Origin of the sequence: Pseudomonas sp. MIL9 (assembly GCF_016887925.1) — a bacterium.
Classification (GTDB): domain Bacteria; phylum Pseudomonadota; class Gammaproteobacteria; order Pseudomonadales; family Pseudomonadaceae; genus Aquipseudomonas; species Aquipseudomonas mohnii.
In genome coordinates this window covers 12,954-26,508 of record NZ_JAFEHE010000027.1, presented here as the reverse complement: position 1 = coordinate 26,508, position 13,555 = coordinate 12,954, and the positions used below count along the sequence as shown (strand labels likewise).

At 55.0% G+C, this 13,555-nt stretch carries 12 protein-coding genes; 1 reads left to right on the top strand and 11 read right to left on the bottom strand.

Annotated features, from left to right (window positions below; translation table 11 throughout):
* Positions 1–6 precede the first annotated feature (6 nt).
* Positions 7–660: a GntR family transcriptional regulator gene (locus tag JQF37_RS25565; protein WP_204149802.1), complete on the bottom strand. Its 654-nt coding sequence runs from the start codon at positions 658–660 to the stop codon at positions 7–9.
* Between the two features lie 173 nt (positions 661–833).
* Between JQF37_RS25565 and JQF37_RS25560 the strand changes: the two genes are divergently transcribed.
* The gene (locus JQF37_RS25560) at positions 834–1,391 is read left to right on the top strand and encodes a TetR/AcrR family transcriptional regulator (RefSeq protein ID WP_204149801.1); all 558 of its coding nucleotides are present in this window, start codon (positions 834–836) and stop codon (positions 1,389–1,391) included.
* Here the strand turns inward: JQF37_RS25560 and fabF are convergent.
* The 10 genes from fabF to gmd all read right to left on the bottom strand — a co-directional run bounded on the left by fabF (position 1,388) and on the right by gmd (position 12,475).
* Positions 1,388–2,662, bottom strand: a complete 1,275-nt coding sequence (gene fabF / locus JQF37_RS25555; protein WP_204149800.1) for a beta-ketoacyl-ACP synthase II — start codon at positions 2,660–2,662, stop codon at positions 1,388–1,390. The two genes, JQF37_RS25560 and fabF, sit on opposite strands and share 4 nt — an antisense overlap.
* Before the next feature lie 32 nt (positions 2,663–2,694).
* A complete protein-coding gene (locus tag JQF37_RS25550; protein WP_204149799.1) occupies positions 2,695–3,489 on the bottom strand; it encodes an SDR family oxidoreductase in 795 nt (264 codons plus the stop codon).
* Between the two features lie 204 nt (positions 3,490–3,693).
* A complete protein-coding gene (locus JQF37_RS25545; protein WP_198132698.1) occupies positions 3,694–4,029 on the bottom strand; it encodes a ComEA family DNA-binding protein in 336 nt (111 codons plus the stop codon).
* 111 nt (positions 4,030–4,140) lie between these two features.
* Positions 4,141–6,135: a nucleoside-diphosphate sugar epimerase/dehydratase gene (locus tag JQF37_RS25540; protein ID WP_204149821.1), complete on the bottom strand. Its 1,995-nt coding sequence runs from the start codon at positions 6,133–6,135 to the stop codon at positions 4,141–4,143.
* 107 nt (positions 6,136–6,242) lie between these two features.
* Entirely contained in the window at positions 6,243–7,271 is a 1,029-nt protein-coding gene (locus tag JQF37_RS25535; protein ID WP_204149798.1) for a glycosyltransferase family 4 protein, read from the bottom strand.
* The gene (locus tag JQF37_RS25530) at positions 7,268–8,239 is read right to left on the bottom strand and encodes an SDR family oxidoreductase (RefSeq protein WP_204149797.1); all 972 of its coding nucleotides are present in this window, start codon (positions 8,237–8,239) and stop codon (positions 7,268–7,270) included. The genes JQF37_RS25535 and JQF37_RS25530 overlap by 4 nt, the downstream gene beginning before the upstream one ends.
* A gap of 56 nt (positions 8,240–8,295) precedes the next feature.
* The gene (locus JQF37_RS25525; protein ID WP_275424147.1) at positions 8,296–9,405 is read right to left on the bottom strand and encodes a glycosyltransferase family 4 protein; all 1,110 of its coding nucleotides are present in this window, start codon (positions 9,403–9,405) and stop codon (positions 8,296–8,298) included.
* Positions 9,402–10,547, bottom strand: a complete 1,146-nt coding sequence (locus JQF37_RS25520) for a glycosyltransferase family 1 protein (protein WP_204149796.1) — start codon at positions 10,545–10,547, stop codon at positions 9,402–9,404. The genes JQF37_RS25525 and JQF37_RS25520 overlap by 4 nt, the downstream gene beginning before the upstream one ends.
* Positions 10,548–11,444, bottom strand: a complete 897-nt coding sequence (locus tag JQF37_RS25515; protein WP_204149795.1) for a GDP-mannose 4,6-dehydratase — start codon at positions 11,442–11,444, stop codon at positions 10,548–10,550.
* Positions 11,444–12,475 carry a GDP-mannose 4,6-dehydratase gene (gene gmd / locus JQF37_RS25510; protein ID WP_204149794.1) on the bottom strand — a complete coding sequence of 344 codons (1,032 nt, stop codon included), beginning with the start codon at positions 12,473–12,475 and terminating at the stop codon, positions 11,444–11,446. The genes JQF37_RS25515 and gmd overlap by 1 nt, the downstream gene beginning before the upstream one ends.
* Between the last annotated feature and the right edge of the window lie 1,080 nt (positions 12,476–13,555).

Below are 13,555 nucleotides of genomic sequence, written 5' to 3'. Positions count from 1 at the left end.
CCTCGATCAGTGATGGGAAGAAGGAGCAAGCATTTGCAACAGCAGGTGTTCGGAATCGTCGAGGTACAGGCCCATGGCCTCCTCGGCCGCGCGCTTGTCGCCTTCGACCAGAAGTTCATGGATCTGTCGGTCGCGGGCCAGCCATGGCGCCTGAAAACGTGACTCATCGGGCGCGGTGCAAAACACCAGGCGCAATTGCGCGACGACATTGGTAAAGAACTCATCGAACAGCGGGCTGCGCAGCAACCCGACAATGTGTTGATGAAATTGCAGACTGTGGGTACCGACGGCGCGCCAGTCCTCGCGCTCCCGCGCCAACTCTGTGGCTTCCAGGGCTTCGAGCATCCGGTCGGACTGATAGTCACGCAGGGGGCGACTGGCACCGATGGCTTGCAGTTCCAGCGTGCGCCGGACCTTGAACAGGTCCCGCACATCATCACTGCCCAACTTGCGCACCATGACGCCTTTGTTGCGCACATAGCGGGTCAAGCCATCCTGACCAAGACGATGCAAGGCTTCGCGGATGGTGTTACGCGAGGCGTTATAGGCAGACACCAGGTCGTTTTCCACCAGCGCCATGCCAGGCAGCAAGCGTCCACCGATGATGTCGGCGCGCAACTCCAATGTGATGTGGTCAGCCAGTGACAGTCCGCTGTTCATACTCATTGCCTCGGGATTGTTCAACAATCGTCAGCCAACAGGTAATCACTATTCGTGCCAGTTGCAATGCATCACGATCGGGTTCGACGCATCTGCATGCTTTTTAGAAATAGAAGTACAGTCACCATGCAATTTTCATTGGTTAATATGGCGCATTGATGTGGAGATATCAGATGCGTTATTCGCAGGACCATAAATCCCAGACCCACCAACGCATCATCAAGGAAGCTTCAGCGCGCTTTCGCCGTGACGGCATCGGCGCAACCGGCCTGCAACCTTTGATGAAAGCGCTGGGCTTGACCCACGGTGGCTTCTACTCGCACTTCAAGTCCAAGGATGAATTGGTGGAAAAGGCGTTGCAGGCGGCAGGGGACGAGGTTGATATCGTTTGTGCAGAGCTGTTCGCTCAGGATCGACCGCTGGACGCCTTCATCGATGCCTACCTGTCGCAATGGCACCAGAATTGCCCCAATGAAGGCTGCCCATTGCCCACGATGTCATCGGAGCTCGGCATGCGCGGGCAGCCGAGTCCGACTTCAGATGCGGTGCTCAATGCACGACTTCGACAAATCCAGAACACCCTTGAGGGCGACGATGCTGAAGAACGCAGCATCGTCATCATGTCCACGCTGGTCGGGGCGTTGCTGCTTTCGCGCTGCGTCGAGAATCCCGAGCTGGCCCGGCAGATTCTCGACGTAACCCGCGCGTCACTTAAACAATCACAAGGCTAGCCTTCCCAGCGCTTGAACAACACGCTGGCATTGACCCCACCAAACCCGAAACCGTTGGACAGCGCATATTCGATGGCCATCGGTCGAGCCTGACCATGGACGATGTCCACCCCGTCGGCAGCGGGGTCAGGATTTTCGAAATTGAGAGTCGCCGGTACGATCTGATCACGGATCGCCAGCAGCGTGAAAATCGCCTCGACCCCGCCTGCTGCGCCGAGCAAATGCCCGATCGCCGACTTGGTCGATGTCACGGCAATTTTGTTATCCGTGCCAAACAACGCCTTGATCGCCGCCAATTCCCCCAAATCGCCAACCGGCGTCGAGGTCGCATGGGCATTCAAATGCTGGACCTGCTCTGGCGCAATACCGGCCTGCGCCAATGCCAGCGACATGGCCCGGCGCGCGCCGTTGCCATCCTCAGGCCCTGCAGTCAGGTGATAGGCGTCTGCACTGGTGCCGTAACCGACCAACTCCGCCAAGGGTTGAGCGCCCCGGGCCAAGGCGTGTTCCAGAGACTCGATCACCAGCAGGCCGGCGCCCTCGCCCATGACAAAACCATCGCGCCCACTGTCGAACGGCCGTGAGGCACGCTCCGGGGTGTCGTTGTAACCGCTGGACAAGGCACGAGCAGCTGCAAAACCGGCGAGACTGACCCGATCGATCGCCGCCTCTGCTCCACCACACACAGCGATGTCCGCCTCACCGCAACGAATCAGGCGCGCCGCGTCGCCGATCGCTTGGACCCCGGCAGCACAGGCTGTCACCGGCGCCCCCAACGGCCCTTTGAAACCGTGTTGAATTGATACATGTCCCGCTGCCAGATTGACCAGAAACGACGGGATGGTGAACGGTGACAAGCGTCGCGGGCCACGAGTGTCAGTGGTCCGCACCGCATCGGCTATCGCACCGAAACCACCGATGCCGGAACCGATGATGGTGGCCGTGCGCTCCTGGGCAGTAGCGGTTTGCGCTTGCCAACCGGCCTGTTCAATCGCCTGCCGCGCCGCTTCCATGGCGAACAAAATGAAGCGATCCATTTTTTTCTGCTCTTTGGGCGGCGTTGCCCGATCCGGATCAAAACCGGCCTCGGCATCCTCCGTCAGCGTTGGCACCGCACCGCCGACCTTGGCAGGCAAATCGGCAACCACCTCATCCGGCAATTTCCGCAATCCGGAGCGTCCCGCCAACAGACGCGACCAGACAGCTTCGATCCCACTACCCAGCGGGGACACCAGGCCCATGCCCGTTACAACCACTCGACGATTACTCATTACGCAAATACCTCATGCCGATTACTGGCGCTTCATTTATAACGCGCGGCGGCCTGGCTTCTGGACAGATTCGGCGCCATCGCATGACGCGCCGCTACATAAGACTCCCACTCAGAGAGATTCGGCAAGGAAGGAATGGTGATCAACTCACCTTGATCCAGACCCGACAGCGCCGCATCGACCATCTCTCCTGCTTCCATGACCATATCAGCGGGAATCTGGGTCGCATCGATACCGGAACGCTCCCAGATCTCGGTGCGTGTAACACCCGGCAACACAGCCTGGACCTTAACCCCGGTGCCGTCGAGTTCGGCATTCAATGACTGGGTCAGGCTCAACACGTAGGCCTTGCTGGCGCTGTAGGTCGCGTTGAAACGCTCGGGAAACAAAGCCACGACCGAGGCAATGTTGATGATCGTGCCCCGACCCGCCTTGGCAAAACTGGCGGCCGCTGCCGATGCCAAGCGCGTGACGGTAGTGACATTCAACTGGATCAATCGCTCCAACTGATCGGTATCGGCATTGGCCAGCAAACCGTCCGCCGCAACACCGGCGTTATTCAGCACCAGACTGATACTCGAGTCGCTGCGCAGACGCTGCTCGAGTTTCAGCACATCCTCCTTTTGCGTCAGGTCGGCCTTCAACACTTCGACCTGAACCCCATGCTCGGCGCGCAACTGGCTCGCCGCTTCTTCCAGCCGCTGCAGATCGCGAGCAACCAACAACAAATCAAAACCACGCGCCGCCAGACGCTGTGCGTAAACCGCCCCGATACCGGAGGAAGCACCGGTGACGAGGGCCGTACCTTGGGATTGGGTGGAAGTCATGACTGTGCTCCTGGAAATGCTTGAGAAAAGGTCAGCGCATGAACGTCAAAGCGCCTCGACGGGAAAGCAATTTATTATATGCATAATTTAAACGCCATATGATAGTCATAATTTTTAGGCGGCGGACGGAAGGCACAGCTTTGCGAACGCCAGAGCGCAAAAAGGCCGGTCAATGACCGGCCCCCTTGGCGTTGAATGTTTAGCTTAGTTCACTTCCAGCTTATCGCGATTACGATCCAGAATTGCCTTGCCGATTCCTTTCACTTCGAGCAACTCGTCCACCGAAGCAAACGGCCCATTGATATCACGATACGCAACGATCGCCTGAGCCTTCGCCTCGCCAATTCCGGAGAGTTCTTTTTGCAATGTGGAAGCATCGGCAGCATTGAGATTGATTCTGCCCGATTGTGCTGCTGGAGAAACCTCCATCACCATGGAGGCATTGTTGCTCTCCGGCTTTGCAGCGGGAGCCGCAGTAGCAGCGATAGAGGCAGTGGTCAGAAGGGCAAAAACCAGGGAGTTGAAGTAGCCAGTACGCATAAATGACGCTCCATGACATCAATTGAGAAAACAGCTTTCCGAAGCTGCCTCCCAAACTTAGGTGATGTCTGGAGCCTGTCAAAAATGTGTCCGTTACCGGATGTGAAACAATCAGGGTTCGAGGCGACGCTCTTGGTAGATCCAGTCGACTATTTCCCCGTCGGGGCTGTAACCGCTGACAGTTTCACGCAGGAGTTGGCGCACACGGGAGTAATCATCCTGCTCCACGGCAACCAGCAACTCGGTCAACCGCCCCTTGAGCACATCCCATGGCAAATGATCCTCGCTAGCGCTCATGATCATCGGATGCGGCGTTGCCGATACGTTGTCGCCAATCAGCAGTTCTTCATAAAGCTTCTCGCCGGGACGCAGGCCCGTAAATTCGATCGAGATGTCGCCCTGAAGGTTCTTTTCGGAACGCACGCTCAAACCGGAGAGATGAATCATTTTTTCCGCCAGTTCGACGATCTTCACCGGTTCGCCCATGTCGAGCACGAACACATCACCGCCCTGCCCCATGGAACCCGCCTGGATTACCAGTTGTGCAGCTTCGGGAATGGTCATGAAATAGCGGGTGATTTTCGGGTGAGTGACCGTCAACGGTCCGCCTGACTTTATCTGACGGTGAAACAGCGGAATGACCGAACCGGACGAACCCAGTACGTTGCCGAAACGGACCATCGTGAAGCGGGTCTTGTTGACTCGGGACACATTGGCTTTGTCACCGAACAGCACAGGGGCGATCTCGCGGCTCAAGGCCTGCAGCGTCAATTCGGCAAGACGCTTGGTGCTGCCCATCACGTTCGTGGGACGAACCGCCTTATCGGTGGAGATCAATACAAAGTTCGAAACTCCCGCCTGCAAAGCCGCCTGAGCAGTGTTAAGCGTGCCGATGACATTGTTTAGCACACCTTCAGCGATATTGTGCTCAACCATGGGCACATGCTTGTAAGCCGCTGCGTGGTAGACCGTGTCCACGCTCCAGGTCTTCATAACATCCAGGAGTTTGTGTTGGTGGCGGATGGAGCCAAGGATCGGCAGCAATCGAACGCCGACAGACTCCCGACAACCGCGAGCTTCCAGCTCCGATAAAATACTGTAGAGATTGAACTCACTGTGATCGAACAAAATAAGCGTGGTTGGTCCGAGCGCAAAAATCTGGCGACAGAGTTCCGCACCGATCGACCCACCGGCGCCCGTCACCATCACGGTCTTGCCTTTGATGCAGCGCTCCAGCAAGTCCGGCTGCGCCGGCACTGAATCGCGTCCCAGCAAGTCCGCGATATCCACTTCCTGAATGTCTTCGACCTTCACCCGACCGCTGGCCAGGTCGGTGAAGTTTGGAACACTACGGATGTGCAGGGGGAAATGCTCCAACAGCGTGAGGATTTCCCTGCGGCGTGCGCGGGTCGATGATGGCAGGGCCAGGAGGATTTCCTGCGCGCCGGTTTCGTCGATCATTTGTTGGATATGTTTGGGTTTGTAGACTTGGAGGCCGGCAATCGAACGATCGGCAATGCTGGGGTCATCATCGATGAATGCCACCGGACGCATCACTCGCCCCATACGAAGGGCCGCCACCAGCTGATTCCCGGCCACGCCTGCACCGTAGATTGCAACCTTGGTGAGGCCGTCATCGCGATTGGAAAAGGGTACATGGGAAGCGCCATTGAACCAGTCACCCATGAAGTACTGGCGCATGCACAGCCGCAGGCCTCCAATGATGACAAGGCTGAGCCACCAGTAATTGAAGACGATAGAGCGCGGTACTACGGCTTCGTGATTACTGTACCAATAGACAACGAGCGCCAGAATGAGCGAAGAAAGGCTGACGGCTTTGATAATGGCAATCAGTGCATCATTGCCGAAATAGCGCATGACAGCACGGTACATGCCGAAACGAATGAATAGAGGAATGGCAACAAGGGGCGCGCAAACGAACAGCCAGAAATGGACCCTGAACGGGTTGTACATATCATCGACACCCAGACGTACGATGAACGCCAACCACAGAGCCGCCCAGACCAGAATAATGTCTGTGACCACCTGAATCAGTCGCTTACGACGCCTCGGAAGCCCTAATAAGCGAGCCCTGATCTTGTCCATAAACTCTTCAAACACCTCAGTTTTCTCCCTACAACTGCCTCATCACGGTAGTGGAACCTTATAAGCGCTTCTGATCCACTTTTAAACCTAAATGACAGAACGGTTACTCAGTTTTTCACCGATGGTGCTTCAATCTCACCCGCGCGGAATCTGATAGCCAGCGCGACTAAGGGAGCATAGGCCAGAATCAAACCCAAACTTGAATCGAGGCCGAATCGCACAACGCCCAATGCGATAGGCAACAGCCAAAGCAAATTGATCAATGCGACGACGCTTGTAACCTTCAAATGGCTGCCAAACCGACGAGAGGCATATTGGTAGGCATGACTGCGGTGCGCTTCATAGACCTTGTCCCCCCTGAGCAAACGTCGGAACAAGGTGAACGTAGCATCGACAATGAACACGCCCAGCAGGATTAGCCAGCCCCAAAGCATTTCGGCAGAGGCCCACGCAGCCTGAATTGAAAGTGCTCCAAGCACAATTCCGAGAAAACCGCTTCCGGCATCGCCCATGAATATTTTGGCTGGGGGAAAATTCCAAAAAAGGAAGCCCGCCACCGCAGCAGCCAACAACAACGGGGCCCAGATCAAATCCAGATCCTCAGCAACCCAATACAGAAGGCATGCCCCCAGGCAGACGCAAATCGCTTCGACGCTGGCGATACCGTCAATACCATCCATGAAGTTATACAAGTTGAGCAGCCACACCAGGTAAAACGCCGCCAGCACATTACCCAGCCATCCCAGATCAAATGTGTGCCCGAAGAGCTCAACAGCAGGCAAGCCCCCCATCCAGGACAACAACCAGATCGAAGCGGTGAAATGCCCCAATAAACGCCAACGCGCAGCGATGTGCCCGTGGTCATCCATAAATCCGATAATCGCAATCACGGAGCCGGCGCCGGCCATGGCCGCAAACACCGGAGAAGCCATCAATCCTGCAAACAAAAGCATGAACAGTGCCAATGTAAATGCCAGGACTATCGCCACGCCTCCCCCCCTGGGCGTGGGGACCGAGTGAGAGCTACGAGCATTGGGTATATCCATGAGGCTTCGCGACAATGCGTAACGGCGCAGAGCCCAAGTCAGGGAAAAAGACACAGCGACAATGACGGGGATAAACCAGCCATAACTCATGATTTACGGGAATCCAGAAAATGTTGCGCTGTCAGGGCCAACGCTTGTTCAAGAGTGACCGGAGGTGTCCAGCCCAATAGTTGTCGGTTCTTGCTGATGTCGACCTGCAAAGAGCCAAGAATGCGGTCGGCCAACGCTCGCTGCCCCAACATTGTTGCTACACCGCTCATCAGTCCCGCTGGCACAGGCAGTAACCTGGCTGGTTTCCCCAAAGATGCCGCCAGTTTGCGCAACAGTTCAGTGGTTGAAACGTCTTCACCATCGCTTGCCAGAAATACCTGGTTGGCGGCGGCCGGATGATCAGAACAGGTCACGATCAAGTCAACCAGATTGTCCAGAGCAACGAGGCTTCGTTGATTTTGAACTGCGCCGAAGGGTAACGGAACGCCACGATAAAGCCACCGCATCATGCTGAGAAAGTTGGCCTTGACGCCTGGGCCGTAGACCAACACTGGGCGGATGATCACTACCTCCATCCCCGTGGCGGCAGCGAGCGCTGACAATCCCTGCTCGGCTTCAAGCTTGGAGATCCCGTAAGGGTCGATGGGTGCTGGCAAATCATCAGCATGGTATGGGGCACCAAGATCAGTACCTTCACCATTGACTTTGATTGAGCTGATGAAAATAAAGCGTTTGACTCCGCACGCCGCAGCCTGACGTGCCAAATTCAAAGTCGCCTCGACATTGACTTGCCGAAATGCAGCCAACGGGTCGTGAGCCAAATCGTTCATGACATGAACGCGGGCAGCCGTATGCACGACTACATCTATGCCCGTCAGGGCCGTCTGCCAATCGTTTGTGCCATTAAGATCGCTCATGGGCAACGAACGCACGCCCGTCGCCAGCGTTATAGATTGATCACGCAGCGGCGCGACTACGGAGCAATCGGGGTAGCGCGCCAACCGCTCAATCAGCGCCCGCCCCAGAAAACCACTCCCACCCGTCACCAGAAATGCTTTAGATCTCATGCTTGGCCCTTGGAATACAAAACAACGTCAATGCCCGAGCACTGTGCTGCAACACTTCAAAGCAAAGAGCGATAAATCTCTGCATAGGATTTTGCCATCGAATCGGATGAAAACACTTCTTCGAAGCGACACTCAGCAGCCTCTCCCATCGCTGCCGCCAGATCGGGTTGATTCCAGAGCTGGGTCATTGCAGCCGCCAATGCGACAGAGTCTCGAGGAGGAACCACCAGTCCGGTCTCCCCTGCGATGTTGATATACGTGGTGCCCGAGCCGATCTCGCACGAGATCATCGGCTTGCCGTACATCGCGCCTTCCAGCAACGAAATACCGAAAGACTCGGATCTGAGATGCGAAGGAAAAACGAACGCGTAGCACAATGTCAGCAGAGCAGCCTTGTCTTCATCGGGCAAACCGCCAAGGAAATGCACATTGGTCAGGCCTAATTGGCTGGCTTGTGCCTTGAGTTCAGCCTCTAGATGCCCACCACCCAGGATCACGACGGGTAACTGGGTTGTCTTCGCTGCCTCAAGGAGATAGTCCAATCCCTTGTAGTAACGCAGTGCCCCAACGAACAAAAAGAAACGCTCACCTAAACGCTCGCGCCAGAATGCCAGCTTTTCAGGCGATGGCTTCGGATAAGTCTGTCGATCCAGACCGTAAGGCACTACACGCACTTTGTTTTTAAACTGCGTTAGCACCGGACTGCTTTCGGCGTAGTTGGGCGATGAGGCCACCACACAATCGACGCTCGATAAAAAACGACTCATCAAGGGCTGATAAAGTTTAAGCAGCGTCTTCTGTTTAACGATATCCGAGTGATAACTGACTACGGTGGGCTTTTTGATTCGGCTGTAAAAATGCACCAGATCCATGTAAGGCCACGGAAAATGGTAATGAACAATGTCCGCCTTCTTCGCCAACTCGGCAAAATCCTTGAATGCCGATAACGAGAAGCCGGTGGAGGCTACGTGCAAATCGAGCTTGGATCGATGCGTCAGATGGTGCCCGACTTTCTCATTGCGTGCCGCACCTCGCTCACTGAGATAAAGCACTTCGGATTCGAAGCCGTGACGAATTCCGCCCTCGGCAATCTGGAAAATGACTTGTTCGATACCACCCATTGTTTCCGGGTAGTAGGTTTTGAAAAAGTGCAGAACCTTGATCATTGTCCTTTGACCACCTTCTGGTAAACATGAAGAGTTTCCAGGGCGCAGCGCTCCCAAGAAAAACCGGCCGCATGCAGCAGACCTTGCTCAACAGCACTGGCACGCCATGCGTCGTCTTCGAGGCCTCGCCGAATAAGATCAGTCAGCGTCTCGGTGTCTTGGGCATTGCACATCAAGGCTGCATCACCGGCGACCTCGGGCAATGAAGAACTGTTCGAGCAGACCACCGGAACGCCTGAGCTCATGGCTTCAAGTACCGGCAATCCAAACCCCTCATAGAGCGATGGAAAAGTGAAAAGGCGCGCGCCCGCAAACAACAAAGGCAAGTCTTCACTGGGTACAAACCCAAGGTAATAAGCCCAACCTTCGCGCTTGGCACTCTCCAGGCGCTGGTGAATACTTTCGTTTCGCCAGCCGTGATAGCCGGTCAACACCAGCGGCCAACGCTTACGAACGTCAAGCGGAAGCCGGGAATAAGCATCGAGCAATGTCTCGATGTTCTTGCGAGGCTCAATTGTCCCGACAAACAGACTATACCCGCCCACTTCGAGACCATGACGCGAAAGCGTGCTTCTCAGTTCTTCAGCGCTGCGAGGATGAAACTCAGCTGAGCTGGCTAGCGGTACCGTGTGGATACGCTCGATTGGCCAGGAAAAGTAATCCGCCAACTCTTTGCGCGTGTACTCGGAATCCGTAATCAACGCATCCGCTCTTACCAGAGTGGTTTTGAGCTCTTTCTGCAAATAGCGCACAAGCTGCGGCGCATGACAGTGAGACCAGGTAAAAGGCGACAAATCATGGAAGGTTGCAACACTGCGGCCGGTAAAGGGTGGCAGATAATAATTAGGGCTGTGGTAAAGATAGTCACCATGGCCTTTTAATGCTTGCTTCCTGAGCAATGGCATAAGGAGGCGATAGGCCTCGACTGCCAGGAAGTTTTTTTGCACGGCGCGTTTAAGGCCGTAACCGCTGCCAGATGCTTCTGCGGCCGTTGGCAGCGAAGGCAAAAACCGTCGACCCGCAAAAAATTGCAGGTCAGCGATTTCCGGACTCTGCTGCAGTCGCAGCGCCAATTCGTAGGTGTAACGACCAATACCGGTTAGCGGGAAGCGAACCGGTTCAACAGAGAGAATTAACTTCATTTATTCAGCCGTCAGCATCCAGCTCAATGTTTCGCCCAAGGAAGGTGTTGTCCAGCCAGGGACCAGTGCCCGCAATCTGGCATTGTCCCCGCATAGGGTTTTCACCTCATTGGCGCGAACAAAGGCAGGATTTACCTCAACTTCAATATCGTGCCCGGTGAATTCTTTGCACATTTCGATGACTTCACGCAGCGAATGGGTATGGCCTGAACTGACGTTGATAGTCTGTCCAAGCGGATTGACTTCGATTAAACCTCGATAAGCCCCCACCAATGCACGAACATCGCTGAAATCACGCCAGACATCGAGGTTACCCAGCTCAATCTTTGGCGCCTTACGACGGAAATGCGAAACGATTTTCGGCAATAGAAAGTTTTCTGCCTGACCAACGCCCGTGTAGTTGAAGGGGCGAGTGATAACAATAGGCAGGCGATCATGCCAAAGGCTGGCCATGTACTCCATGGCCAACTTGCTCACAGCGTAATCATTGGCCGGCGCCGGTAGGGTGGTCTCTGAAAGAAGTCCACCCGAGGCATTGCCATAGACATTCGCACTGCTGGCGATCAGTACGCAATCCAGTGATTTGCCACTGGCCGCGATGGCTTCCAGCAGATTGCGTGTACCTATCAGGTTTACCTGATAGAACGCATCTGCTGCGCCGTGACCGACAAAGGCCAATGCAGCGAGATGCACAACAACATCCGGCTGAATCTTTGCCAGCAACGCGCGCAAACCCGGGCCGTCGGCCAGATCTACCTGATGATAATTTCGCTCATCGGACGGTTGACTACCCAGTCCGACAACCTCGTAGCCCTGAGCCCGAAGTTCATCAGCCATGTAACGACCAGTGAAGCCTTGAATACCCGTAATCAGTGCGCGTTTGCCAGCAATGGTCATCAGAACGAGAATCCTTGCTCATTTCGACGCAGATCAGCTTCGACCATCATGCGGCACAGCTCTTCCAGGGATGTTTTAGGTTCCCAACCGAGAACTTCCTTGGCTTTGGCAGGGTTGCCGATCAGCAACTCAACTTCAGTCGGACGATAGAATTTCGGGTTGATGGTGACCAACACTTTGCCAGTGGCCGCATCAGTACCCTGCTCGTCTTCTGCAGTGCCGGCCCAGGAAATGGTGATACCCACTGCCTTGAACGCCATGGAAACGAAGTCGCGAACAGTTTCGGTGCGATTGGTCGCCAGCACGAACGTATCCGGCTCATCGGCCTGCAGCATGCGCCACATACCTTCCACGTACTCTTTGGCAAAACCCCAATCGCGCTTGGCGTCCAGATTGCCCAGTTCCATCTTGTCCATCAGGCCGAGTTTGATCTTGGCGACGGAGTCGGTGATTTTACGGGTTACGAACTCACGACCACGCAAAGGGGACTCGTGGTTGAACAAGATACCGCTGGTCGCAAAAATGCCGTACGACTCACGGTAGTTGATGGTCATCCAGTGAGCGTAGAGCTTGGCCACACCATAAGGGCTACGTGGGTAGAAAGGCGTGCTCTCGACCTGAGGAATAGCCTGCACCTTGCCAAACATCTCGGAGGTAGATGCCTGATAGAAACGAACCTTCGGGTTCACGATACGAATCGCTTCGAGCAGGTTTACTGCACCCAGACCGGTGATTTCTGCAGTGGTGATCGGCTGTTCGAACGAAACACCCACGAAACTCTGCGCAGCGAGGTTGTAGACCTCGGTGGCTTCGGTGGTTTGCAGCAGGCGGATGCTGGCCGACAGGTCGGTCAGATCGTATTCGACCAAATGCAGATTAGGGTTGGACTGAATGCCCAACTCTTCGATACGCCAGAAATTGACAGAACTGGTACGACGGTAGGTACCGTAAACGGTGTACCCCTTCTCCAGCAGCAGTTCCGCCAGGTAGGCGCCATCTTGACCAGTGATGCCGGTAACGATTGCTTTCATGCGAATCCTCTAAACTCCATTTTGAGCCTTGGTTGGCTTGCTCATCAATATTCAAAGCGGACGCCGTAGCGACCATTCTAGTTAGTAATGATACCTAAATTGCCGCATCCGATCCACGACCCCCACCTACCGCAACAGGGCCTGCCGCGTTTATGCGGCATCGCTGACAAGAAGTACCACGACAGAAGCCCCCACACACAACCGATAGCACCCGAGACATCCGCTTCAGTAGGTGGCGTTCAGCCCCCTGCCTTCCGGACCTCCCGACACATTTGGGCACGCCATAATTTTCGTTGATTTCCTTTAGACCCTTCCTTCTCTATAGGGGAATACAATGCGTGCAGCTCATTACCTGAAGGGCTTTCTTACTGACAAAAATTCAATAACAACCCGCTCGGCGCCACCGTCAACCGGTACATCGAAGCCCTGATTAACAAATGCTACGTTAACTTCACGATCCACCTCTATTTGAATGCTCTAGCCCACTTCGATCACTAAATGAAGGCCATGAACGTCAGCCTGACGAGAATAGGCAGAATGCTTAACAATTGGCCAACGCTTAGTGGGAAAGAATAGCCATAGCTGGCTTGGTGCGTTTTGGTGAGTTCAAGCAGGATCTCGCCGAGAAGACTGCTGACAAAAACAACCTGCTCAGCCCCCCCTATTCCAGGGTGGTGCGACGTTTCTGACACAGCAAGAACATCAGCAAAGATGTCGCTAGATAGACGCATGTTTCATAGAGTTGTGCAGGGTGCCTAGACAGCGTATCAATTAGGAAAAATACAATTGCCCGCAGGATGTCGGCCGGAACACCGGAGATCTCAGAATTGAAGAAATTGCCCCCCCCGATCAGGCATCCGTCCAAAAGAGCTACTGCGGCAATTCTGTCCAGCAGCCAGAGATAGCCAATATCGGAACGACGCCGGCAGAATAGATGAGGCTAAGGGGGGCCAATAGCGCCACCGCAGCTTGCTAGCCCGCCTTTCCAAATGGCTAGAATTTCTGCAGGATTGCTGAATTAAAGCGCTGAATAACAAAACAGCACGCCCCCCCCCCCACCATATCGGGCGCCCAACACTG

Bases quoted from the DNA above. Each gene is read 5' to 3' on its own strand.
- JQF37_RS25520 (WP_204149796.1), bottom strand. From the start codon at position 10,547: ATGAAGTTAATTCTCTCTGTTGAACCGGTTCGCTTCCCGCTAACCGGT.
- JQF37_RS25525 (WP_275424147.1), bottom strand. From the start codon at position 9,405: ATGATCAAGGTTCTGCACTTTTTCAAAACCTACTACCCGGAAACAATG.
- JQF37_RS25540 (WP_204149821.1), bottom strand. From the start codon at position 6,135: ATGGACAAGATCAGGGCTCGCTTATTAGGGCTTCCGAGGCGTCGTAAG.
- fabF (WP_204149800.1), bottom strand. From the start codon at position 2,662: ATGAGTAATCGTCGAGTGGTTGTAACGGGCATGGGCCTGGTGTCCCCG.
- JQF37_RS25530 (WP_204149797.1), bottom strand. From the start codon at position 8,239: ATGAGATCTAAAGCATTTCTGGTGACGGGTGGGAGTGGTTTTCTGGGG.
- JQF37_RS25565 (WP_204149802.1), bottom strand. From the start codon at position 660: ATGAACAGCGGACTGTCACTGGCTGACCACATCACATTGGAGTTGCGC.
- JQF37_RS25535 (WP_204149798.1), bottom strand. From the start codon at position 7,271: ATGAGTTATGGCTGGTTTATCCCCGTCATTGTCGCTGTGTCTTTTTCC.
- JQF37_RS25545 (WP_198132698.1), bottom strand. From the start codon at position 4,029: ATGCGTACTGGCTACTTCAACTCCCTGGTTTTTGCCCTTCTGACCACT.
- JQF37_RS25515 (WP_204149795.1), bottom strand. From the start codon at position 11,444: ATGACCATTGCTGGCAAACGCGCACTGATTACGGGTATTCAAGGCTTC.
- JQF37_RS25550 (WP_204149799.1), bottom strand. From the start codon at position 3,489: ATGACTTCCACCCAATCCCAAGGTACGGCCCTCGTCACCGGTGCTTCC.
- gmd (WP_204149794.1), bottom strand. From the start codon at position 12,475: ATGAAAGCAATCGTTACCGGCATCACTGGTCAAGATGGCGCCTACCTG.
- JQF37_RS25560 (WP_204149801.1), top strand. From the start codon at position 834: ATGCGTTATTCGCAGGACCATAAATCCCAGACCCACCAACGCATCATC.